This is a genomic window from Ruegeria sp. BC3 (genome assembly GCF_056539265.1).
The window spans coordinates 224,680-248,253 of sequence record NZ_JBQFUP010000006.1; the positions used below are offsets into that span (position 1 = coordinate 224,680).

Genomic DNA, 23,574 nt, shown 5'->3' on the forward strand with positions numbered 1-23,574 from the left:
GAGCCTTTTTCGTTCTTCATTGGACTAAGTGGCCCGTAGATTCTCACTCTGGTTCTCGCTTTCGGACTTCATCAGGTGCTTCCCTGCACGTAGACAGGAAGGTAGCTGAATAGACGGAGTGATTCTTCCAAAATGCCGATGTTCTCTGAGCTTCTAAGTCGCGGTTTTCAAATAGAATACTGCTCTCATGCAGAGGCGATTATTCAAGTTGACTTCCCTGAAGTGGAAGCCGAGCTAACGGATGTTCTTCTCAGATTCAGTATTCCGATCCAAGAAGTCATTGCTGGAGGTGGAGGTGAAGCAAGAGGCACCCAAAGAATCAGGAACGATCTAACAAAAAAAGGTTGGCCGAAGACAAACTTCATTGTGGAACGTAAAATCAATGGAGTTACTTCGGAAAGCCAATCGCATGAAGTTGACCATGTTCGTTCTTTTGAAAACGGACACCGAGTTGCATTAGAGATCGAGTGGAACAATAAAGACCCCTTCTTTGATCGTGATCTCGAGAACTATAAGAGGCTTCACGCAGATGGTGCCATCTCAGTTGGAGCGATAATCACACGTGGAAGGTCATTGCACGAAGGAATGCGAGGTTTCGTCAGTCGATTTCTTGATGATCACTCCATTGATACTTTTGCAGACTTGGAGCCTTGGGAATATATGCCGACTGCAAGGCAGAAACGAGCTATTCTGGCAACGATGGAAAGAAACAAATCTCCATTGAGCTTTAGGGAAGCCTTCACCAATAAGTTTGTGTCAGACAAGTTTGGAGAAGCCACAACTCATTGGAAAAAACTTGAAGACAGAGTCCAAAGAGGAGTCGGAAACCCGTGCCCTCTCTTGCTTATTGGTTTGCCAGGTTCAATCATCGACTTCCAAGACACTGACACCCTAGACTAGATCTCCGCTCTTATAGCCACACCAGCAGCTTTAGGGGTGATTGTTAGGTGTGACACACTTGTCCGACGTGGTTATCGAACTTGGAGCTTTCACTCTATGCCTACGTGAACAACTCTTACGCCTCATGGTAATGCATATCGATCTCTTAACGTGTCTCGGTGATTATTGGGCCAACTTCTTAGAAGTAGAATCATCAATACAGCTAATAAGATCACCTAAAGTTAGACCCTGACATACTAAGCTACCAAATAGGCAAATTCCACGCCCGGTATATCAACGTGAGGTCTAAACCCAAGACGCTCCTCATAGGCATCTCTGAGACAATTGGCGGCGTACCCAGCGTCGCGCACACGGACGATCAAGCTATCGTGGACAGGTAGAGAGGGTGCTTCCTTCTCATTGTGAAGCCTCATCATTGCTGTAAAGAAGCATTCAGCCTCTTGGAACTGAAGATTGGCCCAGTCCAACTTACCCTTTCTTAACTTCAACAAGACAGGGTGCTTCTTTGAGATCGCTTCGGTGATATCCTTCATTTTATGTTGCTTCTGCGGTGCCCAGCCGTGCTCTACTTCGAACTCTTCCTTAAAGCCTTTAGGCCATCGGGATGGTAACTTGCCGCTACCTATAGCTGTCACGATTACCTTTTTGACAACTTCTCTATGGATGCCCTCAATCGAATAGGGATCAGTCCTTCGGTCAGGAACTTCTCCCAATATTGAGTACAGGATCGAAAGATGGCTAGCGCGTACATCAATCTCGGCCGTTTCTTCTCCATCAATTCTGATACGTGCTCGCTCCTCTTTTGGCATCTCCATCCAGTTGTCGTCTGAGGCACCATAAAACCTACCGCCAAGATTGAAGTCGAAGCCTTTGCGATCACCACAATTGAATACGCGTCTGACCAGCGGGGTATCAGATAGATTGTATTGGTGTCTGGCCATCAGTTGGTTGAGGCGGCTTATCCGATCACATTCGACTCTATATCGTTCTCCATTCTGCTTTATGAGCTTGCCCCTACCGACATTTGATTGATCTGCTCCTTTGGCAGCTCGAACCTGAACAACGTTGCTGTGACGATGACTGACTTCGAAGTGGTCTTTGACCTTCTTTGGCTCAACGCCATGATTGGACGCTAAATCGAGAAAGAAACGGGTCGCTCTGAAGCGGCGTGCCCTACGATAGAATGGAACTCTTGCTCCTTCGAAATCATCACGAGCATCGATATAGCCAGTCATTTCCATCAAACTGAGTTCGGTCCAATACTTCACCAGTTTCTCGAAGTTGTCGCTGCTGACAAGGGTTGAAGTCAGTTCCTCTCGGTCAGCTGACCTGTGCATGAAGCCACGAGATTCCTCGTTTGCACTGTGTCGAAGAAGGTCTGCCGCAAAAGCACCAACGGCTTCACTAAAAGAGAGATGGTCAGCCCGCCTTCGAGCGCGTTTCCTCGGATGCTTCTCTGCCTCATGAGTTAGAGTTAGAGCCTGAATAACGTCTACCTATGCCTTCGCAGCGTCCGAACGAGGGGAGCGATCGAAGGTCGCCATTTTCGCATTGTTTAGTATGTCCCGGTCGTAGTCAGCCATTCGCTCGGTGGCTCCATATTACAGTTGAAGTTCGTGTCGATGAAGCGAACAGTGTCAGATCACATCGGGAACATCGAAGTTGATCCTGAGAAGCGCATCTCTCAGTTCGTCAAGGCCAACCCCACGGCCATATTGGGAAGAAGAAGACTTCTCACTGGAGTGCCCGAGGAGAGCAAGTTCGACCCTCTCACCAACCTTGGCCGCTCTCAGCGCGTCCTTCATGTTGTGGCGCAGGCTGTAGACAACGTGCTTCGGATTATCTGTGAACTTCCTCAGTCGTCTTCGAGTGACTTGGCTGAAATTATCGTGGCTTCTGCTATCTGCATAGCCAGGAAAAAGAGCGCCCGAGGTAGGTGTGTTTGCTTTCAAACGACGCGCTACCTGAAGCGCCTTACCGACCAGAGGGACTTTCCTGATACGAGACCGCTCTTTTACGGACCTCAAACCATGTGGCTTTATTTCGAAGTACGGTATGGGTCCATCCAGGAACAAATCATCGTTAGTTAGACCCAATACCTCGGCGTTTTGCGCACCTGAATGATGTATCAGGGTCCAGATATCCTGCAGTGTCTGGTTGCTTTCCAACTCTCGATACATGTCTTGGATCACGGCGGCTGGTAAAGGATGCCTCAAATCTACTGATGCATCATCTGGTTTGGGGTACTTCAGCTTGTTGAAGGGGTTGTTGATGTTGAGGTCATGTTCTTCAATTGCCAGTGAGAAAACCGCCTTAACGTCATTGATGTTCCGTTTCACGGAAGCTGGTGACATTTTCTTAAGAAGGTTGTCTCTAAGCGCTCTAGCATGCGCACGAGTGACGTGCTTCAGAGCAATATCCTGCTTGGTTACGCTGAGGAGATTGCGTTCGGCACGAGCGATTCTCTGAACCTGTTTCTTCCGCTTGAACGCGTCCGGTTCTTTCCTCTCGTCCAGATAGAAGGCGAATGCTTGCCTTATGGTAAGCTCTGCATCGATGTTTTGAACACCGTGCAGTAGAGCAGTGACCATCGCAGAGTCTTTGACGGACAGGTCTTCTTGGTCGGGTTGTCCGGTCTCTGGGTTAGTTGGATACTTGGATAGAATTGACTCAGCTCGTTCTGAGCGAGAAAGCTCTTCGTCGTCCGAACGCCCTCTAGAATAAGGGTCGATACCAGCTTCAAGAAATTGAGCCTCTATAGCTGATTTGATCGCCCAAGTATCAGGAGTTGAAGAGGTCGAACTCGTTGATTTAAATAGAAGATCGACATGATCATGGACAGAAGGGTAGTTCCGCATTGCCTCAGTTTCAGATTTACCCAAAACTCTCACAATTTCGCTCTTTCCGAGGACTGCTTGAAGCCTGTCTGGGACCCTTCGGCGATATTTATACGTACCGTTCTTTTCGATTCTGAGGTGTTTTACCACGAGTGTTCTTGTCATTGGCTTTGTGGACCTGATTGTGGACCTCATTAGGTCAGCAATCCGGAAAAGCCAATTTATTTCAATGTTTTAGGCTTGTTTGATTGGTGCCCAGGAGAGGACTCGAACCTCCACGTCCATACGGACACTAGCACCTGAAGCTAGCGCGTCTACCAATTCCGCCACCTGGGCAGGTGTCGTGGAGCGGCGTTTAAGCCTACTGGCGGGGAGGGTCAACCAGATTCGGGAAGTTTTTTGAAAGTTTTTTTGACCCATCCGAATTTACCTTGATTTGGCTCGTCTTTTCGCGGGCGCGCGGCGTTATTGCGCCTTGTTTGAAGCGGTCTGTGGCGCTAGATCGGATAAGACCCACAAGCAGGAGCCCTCTCATGTCCAAAATGGTCACGATTTATGGCGGATCGGGATTTGTCGGCCGGTATATTGCGCGGCGCATGGCAAGCGAAGGGTGGCGTGTCCGGGTCGCGGTCCGGCGTCCAAACGAAGCGATGTTTGTCAAAACCTACGGTGTCGTTGGTCAGGTTGAACCCATTCTGTGCAATATCCGCGACGACGCCTCGGTTGCTGCTGCGATGCACGGCGCTGATGCGGTGGTCAATTGCGTGGGCGTGTTGAACGAGCTCGGCAAGAACGCATTCGACGCCGTGCAGGCGGACGGCGCGGAACGGATCGCGCGTCTGGCTGCCGAGCAAGGCATCGAACGCATAGTACATATCTCTGCGATCGGAGCGGATGCGGAGTCGGACAGCCAGTATTCGCAGACCAAGGCGCAAGGCGAAGCGGGGGTGCTGTCCCATATGCCTGATGCGATCATCCTGCGCCCATCTGTGATTTTCGGAACCGAGGATCAGTTCTTTAACCGTTTCGCGGGCATGACCCGAATGGGGCCGTTCCTGCCTTTGGTCGGAGCCGAGACCAAGTTTCAGCCTGTTTATGTGGATGACGTGGCCAAGGCTGCCGTGCAGGGAGCCCAGGGGCAGGCGGAACCAGGAATTTACGAGTTGGGCGGACCCGAGGTGAAAACCTTCCGTGCGCTGATGCAGCAAATGTTGGATGTGATCCACCGCCGCCGGGTCATCATCGGGATGCCCTTCTTTGTGGCGCGCATCATGGCGGGCGTTTTGGATATTCTGAAATTCGTCAGCTTTCAGCTGTTCCCGAACCACATCCTGACCCGAGATCAGCTGAAAAACCTGCGCCGCGACAATGTCGTCTCTGCGCACGCCAAAGGATTTGCGGATCTTGGGATTGAGCCTGCTACGCTGGAATCGGTTCTTCCGGACTATTTGTGGAAGTTCCGCCCCTCGGGACAGTACGACGACATCCAGAACTCGGCCAACAACCTGCGGACTTGATCAGCTGTAGGCGATCACCAGCAAGACAACGCCCAGAATCACGCGGTAGATCACGTAGGGCGTGAAGCTAACGCTGCGCAACAGGCGCATCATAAGGCTCAGGGCCAGCAGCGCTGATGCAAAGGCAAAGACGGCAGCGATCGCACCATCTCGGGCCAGTTGTGCATCCGCTTGTCGTATCACGTCGACCGAGAGCAGAGCACCTGACGCCAAAATGGTCGGAATCGACATCAGCATCGCAATCCGTGCACCATCCTCGCGCGTGTAACCCAGTTGCCGTGCGCCGGTGATTGTTATGCCGGACCGTGACGTGCCGGGGATCAGGGCCAGAACCTGCCACAACCCCATGATCAATGCGTCACGCAGGCCCCAGTCGCGGGCTTCCTTGGTTTGCGGACCTTTCTGATCCATCCAGTAGAGCACAAGTCCGAAGACCAGCATTGTCCAACCGATGACGGCCATCGACCGGAACGCCTCAATCAGGCCGGTTTTATACAGGATGGCTCCGACGATCACCGTAGGAATCGTCGCGACGATCAGGCCAAGGGCCAACCGAGCCTGCGGAGTGTCCGTTCTGCCGGTCAGCGCGTGCGGCAGGCCAATAAGGGCCTGTTTAACGTCAGACCAGAAATACAGGATCACCGCGCCCAAAGTGCCTACATGCACGGCCACATCTATGGCCAGCCCTTGATCATCCAGCCCGGTCAGGCTGGGCAGCAGGATCAGATGACCAGACGAAGAGATCGGCAAAAACTCAGTTATTCCCTGAATTATTGCCGCAAGAATCAACTGAAAAAGACTCATCTGCCCCGCCGCGTTATGGTCACGTCTTTGTTTCGCTCAATGGGTATAAGTGTGTCATGGAAAAGGAAAGCGCGCATATAGGTCCGAATCGGAACTAAAATTCGGATTAATTTTCAATATTCCGGCATATTCCCCTCACTTTTCTCAAAAAAGGTCAGCACAGTTGACTTTTCATCCGTCATCACATCTCTTAAAGAGACCCGACCAAGCCAATTCATGGAGTTTGACCCGTGGCCAAGCAACCGATGCTGAAATTTGTGCAGATCGACCGTGTCATGCCCGAAAAGCGTGCTGCAGAAGACCGTAAAGAAGATTTTGACGAGATCTACGCCGAATACGCAGCTGAAAAGGCCAGGGAACAAGCCAGTCGGTGCAGCCAGTGTGGGGTTCCGTATTGCCAGTCGCATTGCCCGTTGCACAATAATATCCCCGATTGGCTTCACCTGACGGCTACAGGTCGCTTGGAAGAGGCCTATCAGACCAGTCAGGCAACAAACACCTTCCCTGAAATTTGCGGCCGTATCTGCCCGCAGGACCGCCTGTGCGAAGGTAACTGCGTGATCGAACAGTCCGGTCATGGCACGGTCACAATCGGCACCATTGAAAAATACATCACGGACACCGCTTGGGATAAGGGTTGGGTCAAACCTGTCATCCCCGGGGCCGAGCGCAGCGAAAGCGTCGGAATCATCGGCGGTGGACCCGGTGGATTGGCCGCGGCGGATATGCTTCGTCGCGCAGGCATTCAGGTCACGGTCTATGACCGCTATGACCGTGCAGGTGGTCTGTTGATGTACGGCATCCCCGGCTTCAAGTTGGAAAAAGACATCGTGCAGCGCCGCAATGACCTGCTGGCCGATGGCGGGGTCGAGTTCGTGTTGAACTGCGATGTCGATGCGGCCAAGTTTGCCGAAATCCGCGCCAAGCACGACGCCGTGATCATCGCAACCGGCGTCTACAAATCCCGCGACCTGTCCATGCCGGGCAGCGGTCTGAACGGTATCGAAAAAGCCATCGATTTCCTGACCGCATCGAACCGCAAAAGCTTTGGCGACGCCGTCGAAGACTTCGACAACGGTCGTCTGAACGCCGAAGGCAAAAAGGTCGTCGTGATCGGTGGTGGTGACACCGCGATGGACTGTGTACGGACTTCGATCCGTCAGGGCGCAACCTCGGTCAAATGTCTGTATCGCCGTGACCGCGCCAACATGCCCGGTTCACAGCGTGAAACGCAGAACGCCGAAGAGGAAGGCGTGGTGTTCGAATGGCTGAGCGCGCCCAAGGGCTTTACCGGCGACGACAAAGTTTCGGGCGTGATGGTGCAGAAGATGCGTCTGGGTCAGCCCGATGCCTCTGGTCGCCAGGCACCCGAGGTGATCGAAGGCGCGGATTACGTCGAAGAGGCCGATCTGGTCATCAAGGCTCTGGGTTTTGAGCCCGAGGACCTGCCCACATTGTTCGGCCAGCCGGACCTGCCCGTCACGCGCTGGGGCACCGTCAAGGCAGCCTTCCAGACCGGTGCGACCGAGATGGAGGGTGTCTATGCAATCGGTGACATCGTACGCGGTGCCTCGTTGGTGGTATGGGCCATCCGTGATGGTCGTGACTGCGCCGATGCGATCATCGACCGTTTCAACGCCAAGGCTGTCGTCGCAGCCGAGTAACTCAACGCCCAGCGACAGGAGGGTCGGATGCCCGAATTGCAAGGCCAATGCATGTGCGGCGCGGTCACAGTCACCGCCACCCCGGCGCGGGATGCGCTGGGCGCGTGCCATTGTGACCAGTGCCGTCGCTGGACCAGCTCGATGCTGGTGACGTTTCAGGCCGAGCCGGGCTATGCCGCATTGGGTCCGGTCAAAACCTACACCTCGTCCGACTGGGCGGAACGTGCCTTTTGCTCTGAGTGTGGCTCGGCCCTTTGGTACCGGATTACCCTGCCGGGCGAGATGCACGGTCACACACAGATGGCAGCGGGACTGTTCGAAAACACAGGCCACCCGCTGACTCATGAACTTTATATCGACAAAAAGCCAACCGGCTATGCGTTCGCGGGCGAGCGCCAACAAATGACCAAAGCCGAGGTCGAGGCGATGTTCGCCCCCTCGGAAGAAGGAGACAGCCAATGACCAAATATGATGCCGATTGGGTGCGGGCCGAGGAAGCCAAGCGCAAATGGATGGCGGAAAACGGTCTCTATTCCGAAGAAGAAGAGCATTCTTCGTGCGGCGTGGGCCTTGTGGTGTCAGTGGATGGCAAAGCATCCCGCAAGGTCGTGGATGCCGGGATCGATGCGCTCAAGGCAATCTGGCACCGCGGTGCTGTTGACGCTGATGGCAAGACAGGCGACGGCGCGGGTATTCATGTGCAGATCCCGGTTCCTTTCTTCTATGACCAGATCCGCCGTACCGGTCACGAACCCAAAATGGACGAGTTGATTGCGGTTGGTCAGGTCTTTCTACCCCGCACCGATTTTGGCGCGCAGGAACAATGCCGGACCATCGTAGAAACCGAAGTTCTGCGAATGGGCTACTACATCTATGGCTGGCGCCATGTGCCAGTCGATGTGACTTGCCTGGGTGAAAAAGCCAACGCGACGCGGCCTGAGATCGAGCAGATTCTGATCTCGAACTCCAAGGGCGTCGACGAAGAAACTTTCGAGCGTGAGCTTTATGTGATTCGCCGCCGTATCGAAAAGGCGGCTGCGGCTGCGGGTATCTCTGGCTTGTATCTGGCGTCGCTGTCCTGCCGCTCGATCATCTACAAGGGCATGATGCTGGCCGAACAGGTCGCCGTATTCTATCCCGACCTTATGGACGAGCGCTTTGAATCCGCCTTCGCCATTTATCACCAGCGCTATTCCACCAATACGTTCCCGCAGTGGTGGCTGGCGCAACCTTTCCGCATGTTGGCCCATAACGGCGAGATCAACACGCTGAAGGGCAACATCAATTGGATGAAAAGCCATGAGATCCGCATGGCTAGCGGCACTTTTGGCGACTATGCCGATGACATCAAGCCGATCATCGCAGGCGGATCGTCGGATTCGGCCGCATTAGACTCGGTTTTTGAGGTTCTGGTGCGTGCAGGCCGTTCGGCCCCGATGGCGAAAACTATGCTGGTGCCGGAAAGCTGGTCCAAGCAGGCGGTCGAGCTGCCGCAAGCCTGGCGCGACATGTATTCCTACTGCAACTCGGTGATGGAGCCGTGGGATGGCCCTGCCGCACTGGCTATGACCGATGGCCGCTGGGTTTGCGCGGGTCTTGACCGGAACGGTCTGCGCCCGATGCGCTATGTGGTGACGGGCGATGGCTTGGTCATCGCTGGGTCCGAGGCCGGGATGGTTCCGATTGACGAGGCGTCGGTGACAGAAAAAGGCGCGCTTGGACCGGGTCAGATGCTGGCCGTGGACATGAAAAAGGGCAAATTGTATCGCGACACACAGATCAAGAACAAACTGGCGCGCGCGCTGCCCTTTGGTGAGTGGGTTGGCAAGATCAACGATCTGGACGCCACGCTGGCCGGAGTAACCGAAACCCCGATTTTCTCAGGCGAAGACCTGCGCAAGCGCCAGATCGCGGCGGGCTATTCGGTGGAAGAGCTGGAACAGATTCTCGCCCCTATGGCCGAAGACGGTAAAGAGGCGCTGGCCTCGATGGGCGACGACACGCCTTCAGCCGTTCTGTCGAAACAGTATCGACCGCTAAGCCACTTCTTCCGGCAGAACTTTAGCCAGGTGACGAACCCGCCCATCGACAGTTTGCGCGAATATCGGGTTATGTCGCTGAAGACGCGGTTCGCGAACCTCAAGAACGTGTTGGACGAAGACAGCAGCCAGACCGAGATCGTGGTGCTGGAAAGCCCCTTTGTTGGCAATGCGCAGTGGGACAAACTAGTCGAAAACTTTGACGCGCCATTGGCCGAGATTGATTGCAGCTTTGAACCCGGACAGGGCGCTCTGAGCGCCGCTTTAGCGCGTGTTAGAGCCGAAGCAGAAGAGGCCGTACGCTCGGGCGCTGGGCATCTGGTGCTGTCCGACATGAACTCGGGCGAAGGCCGTGTAGCCATGCCGATGATCCTGGCGACCAGCGCGGTTCACTCACACCTGACCCGTCAGGGGCTGCGTACCTTCTGCTCGTTGAACGTACGGTCCGCAGAATGTGTCGATCCGCACTACTTTGCGGTTCTGATCGGCTGTGGTGCGACCGTGGTGAACGCCTATCTGGCCGAGGATTCGCTGGCCGACCGCATTGATCGCGGTCTGCTGGACGGCACCCTGACCGAGAACGTTGCGCGCTATCGCGAGGCGATTGACCAAGGCCTGCTGAAAATCATGGCCAAGATGGGCATCTCGGTGATCTCATCCTATCGCGGCGGCCTGAACTTTGAGGCCGTGGGCCTGAGCCGTGCGATGGTCGCGGAATATTTCCCGGGCATGACCAGCCGGATTTCTGGGATCGGCGTGACCGGCATTCAGACCAAGGCCGAAGAGATCCATGCCAAGGCGTGGGCCAGCGGTCTGGATGTGCTGCCCATTGGTGGCTTCTACAAAGCGCGGAAATCTGGTGAGACCCACGCGTGGGAAGCAACCTCGATGCACATGATGCAGATGGCCTGTAACCGCGCCTCTTATGAGTTGTGGAAACAGTATTCGGCCAAGATGCAGTCGAACCCGCCGATCCATTTGCGCGACCTGATGGACTTCAAGCCCATGGGTAAGCCGGTTCCGATCGAAGAGGTTGAATCGATCACCTCGATCCGTAAACGGTTCGTGACGCCGGGCATGTCGCTGGGTGCTTTGAGCCCTGAGGCGCACAAGACGCTGAACGTTGCGATGAACCGGATCGGTGCCAAGTCCGACTCGGGCGAGGGTGGTGAAGATCCCGCGCATTTCGTGCCGGAGCCCAATGGTGACAATCCGTCGGCTAAGATCAAACAGGTGGCCTCGGGCCGCTTCGGCGTGACCGCCGAATACCTGAACCAGTGTGAAGAGCTGGAGATCAAGGTTGCCCAAGGTGCGAAACCCGGTGAGGGTGGTCAGTTGCCGGGTATGAAGGTCACCGACCTGATCGCACGTCTGCGGCACTCGACCAAGGGCGTGACCCTGATCTCGCCGCCGCCGCATCATGACATCTACTCGATCGAGGACCTGGCGCAGCTGATCTATGACCTCAAGCAGATCAACCCGCGTTGTAAGGTAACAGTGAAACTGGTGGCGTCTTCGGGCGTTGGCACGATTGCCGCGGGTGTGGCCAAGGCCAAGGCGGATGTGATCCTGATCTCGGGCCACAATGGCGGCACAGGCGCATCCCCTGCGACCAGCATCAAATACGCCGGTCTGCCGTGGGAAATGGGCCTGACCGAAGCACATCAGGTTCTGGCGATGAACAACCTGCGGGACCGCGTGACGCTGCGGACCGATGGTGGCTTGCGCACCGGGCGCGACATCGTCATGGCTGCGATGATGGGTGCCGAGGAATACGGCATCGGTACTGCCGCCCTGATCGCGATGGGCTGTATCATGGTGCGTCAGTGCCAATCGAACACCTGCCCGGTCGGTGTGTGTACGCAGGACGAGTCCTTGCGCGCCAAGTTCACCGGCAACGCGGACAAGGTCGTCAACCTGATCACCTTCTACGCACAGGAAGTGCGTGAGTTGTTGGCCAGCCTCGGTGCACGTTCGATCGACGAGATCATCGGCCGGGCCGATCTGCTGGCACAGGTCAGCCGTGGATCGGCGCATCTGGACGATCTGGACCTCAACCCGCTGCTGATCACGGTCGATGGGGCTCATGACATCGTCTACAACCGTGATAAGGATCGGAACGCGGTCCCGGATACGCTGGACGCCGAAATCGTGCGCGACGCAGCGCGGTTCCTGAAAGACGGCGAGAAGATGCAGCTGTCCTACGCGATCCAGAACACACACCGGACCGTCGGCACCCGCGTTTCCAGCCATATCGTTCAGAATTTTGGGATGCGGAACACGTTCCAGCCTGACCATCTGCATGTGAAGCTGCAGGGCTCGGCCGGTCAGTCCCTGGGGGCCTTTGCTGCTCCGGGATTGAAGCTGGAGGTGTCGGGTGATGCCAATGACTATGTGGGCAAGGGCCTGTCGGGCGGCACCATCGTCGTGCGCCCGCCGCAGGTCAGCCCGCTGAAGGCGGATGAAAACACCATCATCGGCAACACGGTTCTGTACGGTGCCACCGATGGTCACCTGTTCGCGGCTGGCCGCGCCGGTGAGCGGTTTGCCGTGCGGAACTCGGGCGCCAAAGTGGTGATCGAGGGCTGTGGCTCGAACGGGTGTGAGTACATGACCGGCGGGGTCGCCGTGATCCTTGGCGACATCGGTGCCAACTTTGGTGCGGGTATGACGGGCGGTATGGCCTACCTGTACGACCCCGAAGGCAAGGCGCAGGCGCTGATGAACATGGAAACTCTGGTGACCTGCCCGGTGACTGTGGACCATTGGGAAGAGCAGCTGAAATCGCTGATCGAGGCGCATCAGGCCGAAACCTACAGCCGCAAGGCTGCGGACATTCTGCAGCATTGGGACGTGGAAAAGGCCAACTTCCTGCAGGTTTGCCCGAAAGAGATGCTGAACAAGCTCAGCCATCCTCTGACCACCGAAGCGACTGCTGTCCCGGCAGAATAAGCCAGCCCGAGGACGCCTGATCAAAGAAACCCGCGTGTTACCAGAAACACGCGGGTTTTATCAATTTGTGTCGATTTTCGCGTATTGATTGCGTTTTTTCGCGAATAACGCCTAGCTAATGCCATAAATTTCTCGGGATTTGCAGCCACACTGCGTCCCAGAGATATGAGCAGGCAGGAGCAGGCATATGCCCACGACCTACAAAGATCAGTTCTTTGAGTTGGATCCGGCGAACCCCGGTAACAACGGCACGGTTGTTGGAACGCCTCTGACAGTCCAGTCTCTGGATATCGTGGATCAGAATGACAATGGCCTGATCAACCGGTTGAGCGGCGACTCGGTCGATGGATCTGACATCACGTCGACCTTCTTCAACGACATGGTGACGATCGAACTGAGTGACGGGACTCAGGTGACCTATACAGGCGTCACCTTTTACCTGGCCGATGGGCGCAGGGTCTTTACGCCCAATGGCAATCAGGTCCTCGAGAATGGAACGTTCGTCAGCTCGTCCTTCACGGATGTCAGCGACGATTTCGGCGATCCCAACGGGTTTGGTTCGGTCAATATCGCCGGGGGTGATCTTGGGCCACCCTGCTTTACACCCGGAACCCTGATCGACACACCGGACGGTCCACGCCTGGTCGAAGACCTAAAGCCGGGTGATCTGGTTTCTACTGCCGATCACGGCCCGCAAGAGCTGCAATGGGTCGGTCGCACCACGGTTGAAGCCCAAGGAAAACTGGCCCCGATCCGGCTCGACGCAGGCGTTCTGGGGTTGAATGCGCCTCTGACCGTTTCACCGCAGCACAGGATGCTGGTCGAAGATTGGCGGGCACCATATTTGTTCGGCCACCCCGAGGTTCTGATCGCAGCGCATTGTCTGGTGAACGGCAAGACCGTAACTCGTGTCGAGGGTGGGCAGGTCGACTATATCCACCTGCTGTTTGCACAACATGAGATCGTCATCGCAAACGGGGCCAAAAGCGAAAGCTATTATCCTGGGCACGCGATCTCGCAGTCGGATAGGGACGTGCGCACCGAGGTTCTGCGGCTGTTCCCTGAGCTTTCCCGGCGAAACCCGCCCTTGCCGAAAACCGCGCGTCCGGTGGTTCTTCCGCGCGAAGGGCGCGCCATCGTGACATAAACCGTTCCAAACCCGTTCGCCGCGTCGTATAGCAACAGAATGGCAAGACAAGCAGCGCGCAAGCCGAGCAGAAAAAAAGGCAGAGCGTCAAAAACAAAATCGCAAGTGATCCCGCGGATTCGCCGTTGGGTGACACGGGCCGCTTTGGGCGCCGTGGCGCTTATGTTGGGGTTGGTTCTTCTCTATTCGGTGGTCAACCCGCCGGTGACTCATACGATCTGGTCGGAATGGCGCAGGCTGGGCAAGGTCGAGCGCGACTGGGTGCCCATGGAGCAGATTGCCCCGATCATGGCCCGATCCGCCGTCGCGGCGGAGGATGCGAATTTCTGCCTGCATTGGGGCTTTGACGTTGAGGCCATCCGCGACGCGCTGGAGGATGGCGGCAGCCGAGGGGCCTCGACCATCACGCAGCAAGTCGTGAAGAACGTATTCCTGTGGCAGGGTCGCAGCTGGGTGCGCAAGGCGCTTGAAACATCGATCACGCCGGTGGTCGAAATCTTCTGGAGCAAACAGCGAATCCTCGAGGTCTATCTGAACGTGGCTGAAACCGGTCATGGCGTATTCGGGGTCGAAGCGGCCGCGCAGCGGTATTACGGCGTAAGCGCCGATCAGATGTCGCCGGTACAGGCGGCGCGTCTGGCTGCAATTCTGCCGTCACCGCGCAATCGGTCGGTTACCGATCCCTCGGTGCGGACCCGCAGGCGGGCTGCTGCCATCCTCGACGGGGCGGCCACCATCCGCGCAGATGGTCGCGCGGATTGTTTCGAGGATTGAAACTCTAGGCCCCTCAAGGCTAAAGCTGGGGGGTATTCACTGGTTCGATTGGAAGCCCATGGCGCGTCTGTTTCACGTTCCCCTGTCCCCGTATTGCCGCAAGGTCCGCCTGTCGTTGGCGGAAAAGAAGATCGAAGTCGAACTGGTTGAAGAACGATACTGGGAACAAGATCCAGATTTCCTGCGCCGCAACCCTGCTGGAAAAGTGCCAGTTCTACGTTTGGATGGGCAGGTGATGGCCGAAAGCGCGGCTATCTGTGAATATATCGAAGAGACGCGGCCAGAGCCCTCTCTGATGCCGAAAACCCCCGAAGCCCGATACGAAGTGCGGCGCCTGGTGGGGTGGTTTGATGACAAATTTCATCACGAGGTCACGTCGAAACTGCTGTATGAACGGGTGAACAAGAAAGTGACCGGCCAGGGTTACCCGGACAGTAAGAACGTCAAGGCTGGCGCAAAGGCGATCAAGTATCATCTGGATTACATGGCGTGGTTGCTGGATCACCGCCGTTGGCTGGCGGGCGATCAGATGACCCTTGCGGATTTCGCTGCAGCTGCACATCTGTCGGCGCTGGATTATATCTCGGATGTGGACTGGAACCGCTCGCAGGCGGTTAAGGATTGGTACGCGAAGATCAAATCTCGGCCTGCTTTCCGGTCTATTCTGGCGGATCAGGTTCCGGGATTCCGGCCGCCGCCCCATTACGCCGATCTGGATTTCTGATACTCAGGGTAGGATCGGGGGCTGTCTGCCCCCGGACCCTCGAAGGTATTTTTAGCCAGATGAAGAGCGGATCGTATTTGAAGGAACGGCTGGTGGCGCAGGCCCTGAGCGAGGGTTTTGTATCCTGTCGAATCTGTCGTCCTTGGGATGTGCCCGAAGTGCCCGCGCGTTTGGAGGCGTTTCTGGAGGCCGGGTACCATGGGCAGATGGGCTGGATGGCTGAACGGACCCATTGGCGCGGTGACCCGGCCGCGCTGTGGCCCGAGGCACAGTCGGTGATCATGCTGGCCGAAAGCTATACGCCCGAGCATGATCCAACTGAGGTTTTGGATCACGCGGACAAGGCTGCGATTTCCGTCTATGCGCAGAACAAGGACTACCACGATCTGGTCAAGAAACGCCTGAAGCGTCTGGCGCGTTGGTTGATTGCCGAGGCGGGTGGTGAGGTGAAGGTTTTTGTGGATACGGCGCCGGTTCCAGAGAAGGCTTTGGGGCAGGCTGCTGGTTTGGGGTGGCAGGGGAAGCATACCAATCTGGTCAGTCGGGATTGGGGAAACTGGGCCTTTATAGGGTCTGTTTTCACGACGTTGGACCTGCCTGTGGACATGGCTGAGACGGATCATTGTGGACGCTGCCGAGCTTGTTTGGATGTATGCCCAACCGATGCTTTTCCCGCCCCTTATCAATTGGATGCAAGACGCTGCATTTCTTATCTGACAATTGAGCATAAGGGCCCAGTGGAAGAGGAACTGCGGCCCAAGCTGGGAAACCGGATTTACGGGTGTGACGATTGCCTGGCCGCCTGTCCATGGAACAAGTTTGCCGTCGCGGCGAGCGATGTTCGATATGCTGCGCGCGATGATCTGAAGGCACCGCCTTTGGCTGAGCTTGCTGTGCTGGACGATGCGGCGTTTCGGGCAAAGTTCTCGGGCTCGCCCATCAAGCGGATCGGGCGGGATCGGTTCGTGCGGAATGTGTTGTACGCGATTGGCAACTCGCAGCGTCCTGATCTGGCGGTTGTCGCCCGGTCGTTGACCGACGATCCTGACCCGACGGTGGCCGACGCTGCGCGCTGGGCGGTGAAACGATTGTCATAAGTGCCGCAAACAGGCTGGACGTGTCGGTCCAAACCGCTACACCCATCGACAGCGAACAGGAAGGAGATCCCGATGGCGTTGGCTTTGGGGGTGGATACGGGCGGAACTTATACGGATGCGGTGATGATCCGGGACGAAACCGAGGTAATCGCCTCGGCCAAGTCTTTGACGACGCGCGCCGACCTGGCCATTGGCGTCGGCAAGGCGATCTCGGCCGTGTTGGAGCAGGCACAGGTCGGTCCGGATCAGATCTCGATGGCGTCTTTGTCGACAACGTTGGCCACAAATGCCCTGGTCGAAGGGCAGGGTGGTCGTGTTGCGCTGATCTACATCGGGTTCAAGGAGGCGGATCTTGAAAAGCACGGGTTGCGAGATGCGCTGAAGGGCGATCCGGCGCTGGTGATCGGCGGCGGACATACCCATGCGGGTGGCGAGGCTAAGCCCTTGGACGTCGATGGGTTGGAGGCATTTTTGGCGTCGCACAAAGATGTCTCAGGCTTTGCGGTTGCCGCGCAGTTTGCCACGCGAAACCCGGCGCATGAATTGCAGGCGGCGCGGATCATTGCGGAGAAAACAGGCGCTCCGGTGACATGCTCGCATCAGTTGTCAGCCAAGTTGAATGGTCCGAAACGGGCAGTAACAGCGGTTTTGAACGCGCGGTTGATCGGGATGATCGACCGTTTGATCGGGCGCGCGCAGGATCAGTTGATTGATCTGGGTATCACTGCGCCAATGATGGTTGTGCGCGGTGACGGTGCCTTGATGAGCGCGGAACAGGCGCGGGAACGTCCGATTGAAACCATCCTCAGCGGGCCGGCGGCCTCGATCGTTGGCGCAAGCTGGCTGACGGGGGTCGATAACGCGCTGGTGTCCGATATTGGAGGGACCACGACCGATGTCGCGCTGATCCGGGATGGCAAGCCAGCGATTGACCCGGCGGGCGCGCAGGTCGGAGGATTCCGGACCATGGTCGAGGCCGTGGCCATGCGGACGCACGGTTTGGGTGGCGACAGCCAGGTTCATGTGGTCACCGAAGGGCTGGGCGGTGGTGTGTTTCTTGGCCCGCGGCGGGTGCTGCCAGTGTCCCTGATCGCTGCTGAAGCGCCTGAAACTGTGCACGCCGTTCTGGACACTCAGTTGCGGGCCACAACCGTTGGGGAACATGACACGCGGTTTGCCCGCCGTGTTCCTGGCATCAACGCGGATGGGCTGGGCGCACGGGAAGAGACCTTGCTGGAGCGGTTAGGCGAGGATGTCGTACCGTTGAGTGAGTTGTTGCGCACCCGGATGGAAAACGGGGCGCTGTCGCGGCTGGTGGATCGCGGGATTGTGCAGGTGTCGGGTGTGACACCGTCAGATGCCAGTCATGTTCTGGGCCGGTTGGATGCCTGGGATGCGGAGGCGGCGCATAAGGCCCTGGAATTGGTGGCGCGCAAACGCGTTGGAACAGGCGACAGGTTGGCCAACACCCCTGAGCAGTTGGCGCAAATGATCGTTGACCAATTGACGGAACAGACCTCTTTGACTTTGTTAGAGACTGCTTTCTCGGAAGAGGCTGAGGGTTTTGGCGTTCCATCAGTCGATCTGGCTAGGCATGTTCTGACCCAAAGAGGGTTGGCAAACCACCGCGGGTTGCTGGCACTGGACGCGGCGCTGAACGTGGATGTGGTGGGCCTTGGCGCTTCGGCTCCAAGCTACTATCCGGCGGTCGGGGATCGGCTGCACTGCAACATCGTCCTGCCTGAACATGCAGGTGTGGCCAATGCGATTGGCGCTGTTGTTGGCCGGTTGACATTGCGCAGGTCGGGTACCGTGACTTCGCCGTCCGAGGGCCGATTCAGAGTGCATTTGGAGGATGGTCCGCAGGATTTCACCGAATCCGACAAGGCGCTGGCGCTGCTTGAGACGGTCTTGCGGGATCAGGCCGAAGGGGCCGTGCGACAGGCCGGTGCGGCGGATATTCGGGTGGTCGTTGATCGTGACATCCGAACCGCGCGCATTGAAGCGCAGGATGTCTTTGTCGAGGCGTTGATCACAGTTGAAGCCAGCGGACGCCCCCGGGTGGCGTCGGGCTAAGCCCCCCTCATCCGAAGGAGGCCAAAGCCGTTATTCAGCCGCGCTGCGTTTGGGCAGAACCCAATCGGGGCGCGGGAAGTGGCAGGTATAGCCGTTGGGGATCCGCTCCAGATAATCTTGATGCTCGGGCTCGGCTTCCCAGAAATCGCCGACGGGTTCGACCTCGGTCACGACCTTGCCGGGCCAGATGCCGCTGGCATTCACATCGGCAATTGTGTCCTCGGCCACCTGTTTTTGCGCGTCATCCACGAAATAGATGGCCGAGCGATAGCTCATCCCGATATCATTGCCCTGGCGGTTCACGGTTGTCGGGTCGTGGATCTGGAAGAAGAACTCCAGCAGCTCGCGATAAGTGATCTTGGCAGGGTCGAAAAAGATCTCGATCCCTTCTGCATGAGTGCCGTGGTTGCGATAGGTGGCATTTGGGACGTCGCCGCCGGTATAGCCGACTCGGGTGCGGGACACGCCGGGCAGTTTGCGGATTAGGTCCTGCATGCCCCAAAAGCAGCCTCCGGCAAGAACAGCGCGTTGTTCGGTCATTGGATGTCCTCCACATGGATTAGGTATTCGCCATAGCCTTCGGCCTCCATCTCATCGCGATGGACAAACCGCAAGGCGGCAGAGTTGATGCAATAGCGCAGCCCGCCATGTTCGCGTGGGCCGTCTGGGAACACGTGGCCCAGATGGCTGTCCCCGTGTTTCGAGCGAACCTCGGTCCGGATCATACCCAGCGATGCGTCGCGAAACTCTTCGACATGCTCGTGCACAATCGGCTTGGTAAAACTTGGCCAGCCACAGCCGGACTCGTATTTGTTGGTCGAGGCAAACAGCGGTTCGCCCGAGACGATATCGACGTAGATCCCCGGTTCTTTATTGTACAACAGTTTACCAGTGCCAGGCCGTTCGGTACCACTGCGCTGGGTGACGTGGTATTCTTCGGGTGACAGAGCGGCGATGGCCTCAGGGTCTTTGGTGTAGCGGGTCATGGCTCCTCCGGATTTGATGCGGCTTGGGCCTTTATTTGGGCATACTCAGGCAGAAATCAAAATCATATTTCAACGAACTCGCGCGCTCGTGCGGGTGATCCGACTGCCGCTATAGCGCGTATTTCTAGGTAAAGGAGGTCACGCCATGTTCAGACTGCTTCTTTTATCCGCTCTGTTGCTGGTCGCCCGCGCCGTACAAGCCGCGCCTCTGACGGGTGAGTTCGACTCGATCGACGGGGGAACACTATCCATCGAGGATTGGAGGGGTCAGCCGGTTCTGGTTGTGAATACAGCGTCGCAATGTGGATTCACCGGACAGTATGAGGGCCTGCAAAAAGTTCACGATACCTACGCAGATCGCGGTCTGGTGGTTCTGGCCGTGCCGTCGGATTCGTTCAATCAGGAACTGGCCTCGGCTGAAGAGGTAAAGCAGTTCTGCGAGGTGAATTATGACCTGACCCTGCCCATGACCGACATTACACCGGTGAAAGGCGCAGGTGCGCATCCGTTTTATCGGTCGGTTGCCCAACAGACGGGTTTTGTCCCTAAGTGGAATTTCAACAAGATACTGATCGACCCTGCGGGTGACGTCGTTGCCACCTATGGTTCGAACGTCAAACCGGATTCACCCAAGTTGCTGCGTCAGGTCGAGGCCTTGCTGCGCTGATCGGTTTGTCGCGAGAGCTGTACCGCTAGAATACCCAGCGTCGTGATGCCAACACCCGCCAAATCCAGCGGGCCAAGCTTCTCGCCCAGCAGCACTGCCGCCACCGCCACACCGAAGACCGGGTTCAGAAAGTGGAATGTGGCCGCCCGGATCGCGCCGATCCTGTTCAGCAGCAGAACCCATATGAAGGTCGCCAAAAGGCCCGGGAACAGCGTGGTGTACACAAAAGCCAGCAGCCACGGCCCGTTGGGATGAATATAGATGGTCTCGAACATTGGGGCAGCAACGAACAGGACGCCCGACCCGACAAGCATCTGCAATCCCACAATCATCATGAAGTTCCCGCCCGATGTGGCCCCGCGTACGGCCAGCGTCGCAAAGCTGAGGGCCAGAGCGCCCAACCCGCACAGCATGACGCCAAACAGGTCGGCCCCGGCGCCTATCCGGCTGCTCATGATCAGCGCGACACCGGCAAAACCGGCCAGCAGCCCGATCACGCCTAAAGGTTGCAGTCTTTCCTGAAATAGCACCCAACTGGCCAAGGCCACGATCAAAGGCATGGTCGAGGCGATGATCGCGGCAACTGACGCCTCAACTGTTTGCATCGCAAAAAAGTTCAGACCCAAATAAAGGGCATTTTGGCAAATTCCGAACAGTATCGTCGCGTACCACTGGGTGCGGGTCAGTCGCCAGCTTTGGCCTATGGCCCGCGCGATCGCGACTCCCAGCAGACCCGAGATCAAAAAGCGGAGCGCCAACGAAAAGAGGGGCGAGGCATCGGCCACGATGATCCGCGCCGAGGTGAAGGCTGATGACCAGATGAAGGCAAAGACCAGCCCCATGGCTATGGCGCGCAGATCCATGGTGACCCCTTTTGAAACCGCTGAGACTGTTTCCGAATTTCGGTCAACACACAAGCGATCCGCGTCAAAAAAATCACAGGTCGCCTCTTCGGTTAACCGCAAGTTCGCGTTTGTTGATTGATTGGTCAATTAAAGCTATGGCAGCCGTACTCTGACTAATCCATGGGAGGTATGTTGGTGCTTCTGGAGTACATTCTGTCATTTGGCGTCTTGCTGGCCTTGGGCCTGGTCGCCTTTATCGTCGTGAAGTGGTGGAACCTGCGTTGTGTGGGTGTAACCCCCGTGCACCTGTTCACGTTCATCGCGATCCTGTTCACTTCGGGTCTGGACGTGGGTCTGATCATGTTCCCTCTGACCGAATTTGGCGGCTATGCCGAAGAGTCGGCCTATGCCTTTGCGAACCCACTGGCGATCGAGTTCGGGTTCTGGGGTTTTCTGATCTGGGGGTTCTACTTCCTGACGGCGTTCTATTTCTGCGTCATCGAACCGCGCGTGAAGTTCTTTGAGATCCCGCTGGTCAAACTGATAAACAACGTAGTCATCATCGGAACCTGTGCCTTCACAGCCAGCCTGTTCCTCATCTACCTGCCAGGTTACCTGCCCGACGTCGGAGACGGTGAATCCGTAGTCACCACCTTCTACATCATTGTATTTGTGGTGATTCTGGCCGCAGCCTACTCATCAACTGACCTGAAGTATGTTCGCATTCTGTCGGTCGGCTCGACCTTCCTGTTCCTCGCTCTGATCATTGGCATGTGGGCCGCAGCGGGCATGGGTATGAACGGTCTGCTTGAGACCAGCAGCAACATTGGCGCTTACTTTGCCAACATCCAGAAATTTGTCCTGCCGTTGACCGACTACCACGCCTTCTACCTGTTCTGGTGGTTCGCATGGTCGATCATGATCGGCCAGTTCACCTCGCGCTTTGTTGGAGGGTTGACCACCTGGCAATTGCTGGCGGCACTGCTGGTCTTCCCGTCGATCCCGCTCGCGATCTGGTTCTCGGTTTTGTATTACTATCACCTGAACGAGATCAGCACCGCAGGTCTGACAAACATCGCGATGGTGATCGTGGGCGTGACCTTTGTGATCAACTCGCTGGACTCGCTGATCCGTCTGTACACCGACAACCTGAACCTGACGGTCGAACGGTTCGGCAAAGCGGTCTATGTCGCCGGTAACGTCGTGCTGCTGTTCGTGCTGACCCTGCTGTTCCAAAGCCAGTGGCTGCAGATCCAGTGGATTGGCGCAGTTGTTATCGGTCTGTATCTGGCCTGCGTGGTCTATATTCTGATCGCTAAACGCCGCGAGGTACTGAGCATCGACTCGATGCCAGAGGGCCGCGATCTGGACTTCCACAAGGTTGAGACAGTTCACTAAGGGTGCAAAAAATACTGCGAGCGGGCGCCAAAATTGGTGCCCGTTTTGCTATTGGGATGGCAGAATTAGCTTTCTGAACATCTCAGTGTCCGGGTCGGAATGGTTTGCGTTTCTTTCAAAGCCGTTCTTTTTCAGCACTTTGGCCGAAGCAGTGTTTCCTGTTTCTACACCACCAACAAGCTCGACCGGGCGTCTTTTGTTACGGAAGCAAGTAATCAAACCTGCAATGAGTTCGGTTGCGTAACCCAGTCCCCAAGCCGCTTCAGAAAAAAGATACCCGACATGAACAGTCGTCAAGGTTTCTTGCTCAGAAGTATGTGCCAAGATTAGAAGGCCGATCAGGGTTCCATCGCCGTCGCGGATAGTGAGCAATTCACTTTCTTCCACCCGCTCTTTCAACCAGTTCTCAATCGCGTCCTTGGTATCCGAGAGTTGTAAGGCTTCGGGCAAGTGATTTAGCACCGCTGGTGAAAGCAAAGGCGAAAACTCTGCGTAGATTTGCCGCCTGTCAACTGAAGGCGAAAGAGGTTGTTTCCAAACCTCAACGGTAAGTCTGTCAGTCTCAAACATGGATGCAGCTGCACATTTCAATCTTTGTAGTCTCGGCAACCCACAATATGTGAAGCCCCGCAATTGAAACATACCAAGTTTCGGTCGGGCCAGTTTGTTGAAGTTTCTCGTCCCAAAGAAAAAGGGCCCCCAACCGGCGGCCCTTGATCATATCGAGTGAAAGGCGGGATTAGCCGTTCACGCTGTCCTTCAGAGCTTTCGCGATGGTCATTTTGACCACTTTGTCCGCTTCTTTCTTGAACTGCTCGCCTGTGGCGGGGTTGCGCACCATGCGCTCGGGGCGCTCGCGGCAGTAGATTTTGCCGACGCCGGGTAGGGTCACTGCGCCACCGGCAGAAACTTCACGGGTGATCAGGCCGGTCACAGCCTCCAACGCTGCGTTTGCAGCTTTCTTGTCGGTTCCCATTTCCTCAGCGAGAGCAGCCACCAGCTGAGTTTTAGTCATAGGCTTTGCCATTTCTTGGTCTCCTTAACGTGCCCGATACATAGGGCCTCACCGCGTAACTGTAACGGGATATTGTGGGCTAACACAACGAATAGTAGCGCCGAAAACCCTAAAAATATGGGGAAAACGTTG

Annotated in this window: 20 protein-coding genes and 1 tRNA gene; 12 read left to right on the forward strand and 9 right to left on the reverse strand. The window is 56.5% G+C overall.

All coding sequences use genetic code 11. The features are described from left to right. The first annotated feature begins 132 nt into the window (after positions 1–132). Entirely contained in the window at positions 133–900 is a 768-nt protein-coding gene (locus tag ACR0MV_RS16995; protein WP_480702963.1) for a BglII/BstYI family type II restriction endonuclease, read from the forward strand. A 236-nt stretch (positions 901–1,136) separates the two neighbouring features. Here the strand turns inward: ACR0MV_RS16995 and ACR0MV_RS17000 are convergent, their stop codons facing one another. The 3 genes from ACR0MV_RS17000 to ACR0MV_RS17010 all read right to left on the reverse strand — a co-directional run bounded on the left by ACR0MV_RS17000 (position 1,137) and on the right by ACR0MV_RS17010 (position 4,073). Further along, entirely contained in the window at positions 1,137–2,168 is a 1,032-nt protein-coding gene (locus ACR0MV_RS17000; protein WP_480702964.1) for a hypothetical protein, read from the reverse strand. A 369-nt stretch (positions 2,169–2,537) separates the two neighbouring features. After that, positions 2,538–3,902 (reverse strand): DUF6538 domain-containing protein, encoded by a 1,365-nt coding sequence (locus tag ACR0MV_RS17005; protein WP_480702966.1) that lies wholly within the window; start codon positions 3,900–3,902, stop codon positions 2,538–2,540. A gap of 84 nt (positions 3,903–3,986) precedes the next feature. Then, positions 3,987–4,073 (reverse strand) — tRNA-Leu (locus tag ACR0MV_RS17010). A 197-nt stretch (positions 4,074–4,270) separates the two neighbouring features. On the opposite strand from ACR0MV_RS17010, the gene ACR0MV_RS17015 reads away from it, so the two are divergent. Beyond that, positions 4,271–5,254, forward strand: a complete 984-nt coding sequence (locus tag ACR0MV_RS17015; protein WP_480702967.1) for a complex I NDUFA9 subunit family protein — start codon at positions 4,271–4,273, stop codon at positions 5,252–5,254. Here ACR0MV_RS17015 and ACR0MV_RS17020 read toward each other — a convergent pair whose 3' ends face one another. Beyond that, on the reverse strand, positions 5,255–6,058 hold the full coding sequence (locus tag ACR0MV_RS17020; RefSeq protein ID WP_480702969.1) for an undecaprenyl-diphosphate phosphatase: 804 nt from the start codon (positions 6,056–6,058) through the stop codon (positions 5,255–5,257). It abuts the gene before it with no gap. Positions 6,059–6,288: 230 nt separating this feature from the next. Between ACR0MV_RS17020 and ACR0MV_RS17025 the strand changes: the two genes are divergently transcribed. From ACR0MV_RS17025 to ACR0MV_RS17060, 8 genes are all read left to right on the forward strand, one after another. Beyond that, the gene (locus tag ACR0MV_RS17025; protein ID WP_480702970.1) at positions 6,289–7,722 is read left to right on the forward strand and encodes an NAD(P)-dependent oxidoreductase; all 1,434 of its coding nucleotides are present in this window, start codon (positions 6,289–6,291) and stop codon (positions 7,720–7,722) included. A 27-nt stretch (positions 7,723–7,749) separates the two neighbouring features. Further along, positions 7,750–8,184, forward strand: coding sequence for a GFA family protein (locus tag ACR0MV_RS17030; RefSeq protein WP_480702971.1), 435 nt, complete (start codon positions 7,750–7,752; stop codon positions 8,182–8,184). Next, positions 8,181–12,713, forward strand: coding sequence for a glutamate synthase large subunit (gene gltB, locus ACR0MV_RS17035; protein ID WP_480702973.1), 4,533 nt, complete (start codon positions 8,181–8,183; stop codon positions 12,711–12,713). Before ACR0MV_RS17030 ends, gltB begins: the two co-directional genes overlap by 4 nt. 187 nt (positions 12,714–12,900) lie before the next feature. Further along, positions 12,901–13,860 (forward strand): Hint domain-containing protein, encoded by a 960-nt coding sequence (locus ACR0MV_RS17040; protein WP_480702974.1) that lies wholly within the window; start codon positions 12,901–12,903, stop codon positions 13,858–13,860. A gap of 39 nt (positions 13,861–13,899) precedes the next feature. Then, a complete protein-coding gene (mtgA, locus tag ACR0MV_RS17045) occupies positions 13,900–14,634 on the forward strand; it encodes a monofunctional biosynthetic peptidoglycan transglycosylase (RefSeq protein ID WP_480702975.1) in 735 nt (244 codons plus the stop codon). 58 nt (positions 14,635–14,692) lie between these two features. Next, positions 14,693–15,358, forward strand: a complete 666-nt coding sequence (gene fzlA, locus ACR0MV_RS17050; RefSeq protein ID WP_170426420.1) for an FtsZ-binding protein FzlA — start codon at positions 14,693–14,695, stop codon at positions 15,356–15,358. A gap of 59 nt (positions 15,359–15,417) precedes the next feature. Next, complete coding sequence (queG, locus tag ACR0MV_RS17055) at positions 15,418–16,455, forward strand: tRNA epoxyqueuosine(34) reductase QueG (RefSeq protein ID WP_480702977.1); 1,038 nt, start codon at positions 15,418–15,420, stop codon at positions 16,453–16,455. A gap of 72 nt (positions 16,456–16,527) precedes the next feature. Next, on the forward strand, positions 16,528–18,531 hold the full coding sequence (locus ACR0MV_RS17060; RefSeq protein WP_480702978.1) for a hydantoinase/oxoprolinase family protein: 2,004 nt from the start codon (positions 16,528–16,530) through the stop codon (positions 18,529–18,531). Positions 18,532–18,561: 30 nt separating this feature from the next. On the opposite strand, the gene msrA is transcribed toward ACR0MV_RS17060, so the two are convergent. Next, positions 18,562–19,071 carry a peptide-methionine (S)-S-oxide reductase MsrA gene (gene msrA, locus ACR0MV_RS17065; RefSeq protein WP_170426423.1) on the reverse strand — a complete coding sequence of 170 codons (510 nt, stop codon included), beginning with the start codon at positions 19,069–19,071 and terminating at the stop codon, positions 18,562–18,564. Then, positions 19,068–19,517 carry a peptide-methionine (R)-S-oxide reductase MsrB gene (gene msrB / locus ACR0MV_RS17070; protein ID WP_170426424.1) on the reverse strand — a complete coding sequence of 150 codons (450 nt, stop codon included), beginning with the start codon at positions 19,515–19,517 and terminating at the stop codon, positions 19,068–19,070. Before msrB ends, msrA begins: the two co-directional genes overlap by 4 nt. A 145-nt stretch (positions 19,518–19,662) precedes the next feature. On the opposite strand from msrB, the gene ACR0MV_RS17075 reads away from it, so the two are divergent. Beyond that, the gene (locus ACR0MV_RS17075) at positions 19,663–20,184 is read left to right on the forward strand and encodes a glutathione peroxidase (protein ID WP_480702979.1); all 522 of its coding nucleotides are present in this window, start codon (positions 19,663–19,665) and stop codon (positions 20,182–20,184) included. Here the strand turns inward: ACR0MV_RS17075 and ACR0MV_RS17080 are convergent. Then, positions 20,160–21,047, reverse strand: a complete 888-nt coding sequence (locus ACR0MV_RS17080) for a DMT family transporter (protein WP_480702981.1) — start codon at positions 21,045–21,047, stop codon at positions 20,160–20,162. The two genes, ACR0MV_RS17075 and ACR0MV_RS17080, sit on opposite strands and share 25 nt — an antisense overlap. 183 nt (positions 21,048–21,230) lie before the next feature. Here ACR0MV_RS17080 and ACR0MV_RS17085 point away from each other — a divergent pair, with 183 nt between their 5' ends. Continuing rightward, the gene (locus ACR0MV_RS17085) at positions 21,231–22,427 is read left to right on the forward strand and encodes a BCCT family transporter (protein ID WP_480703003.1); all 1,197 of its coding nucleotides are present in this window, start codon (positions 21,231–21,233) and stop codon (positions 22,425–22,427) included. Positions 22,428–22,475: 48 nt separating this feature from the next. Here the strand turns inward: ACR0MV_RS17085 and ACR0MV_RS17090 are convergent, their stop codons facing one another. After that, positions 22,476–22,997 carry a GNAT family N-acetyltransferase gene (locus ACR0MV_RS17090; RefSeq protein WP_170426427.1) on the reverse strand — a complete coding sequence of 174 codons (522 nt, stop codon included), beginning with the start codon at positions 22,995–22,997 and terminating at the stop codon, positions 22,476–22,478. A gap of 169 nt (positions 22,998–23,166) precedes the next feature. Next, positions 23,167–23,454: an HU family DNA-binding protein gene (locus tag ACR0MV_RS17095; RefSeq protein WP_170349467.1), complete on the reverse strand. Its 288-nt coding sequence runs from the start codon at positions 23,452–23,454 to the stop codon at positions 23,167–23,169. Between the last annotated feature and the right edge of the window lie 120 nt (positions 23,455–23,574).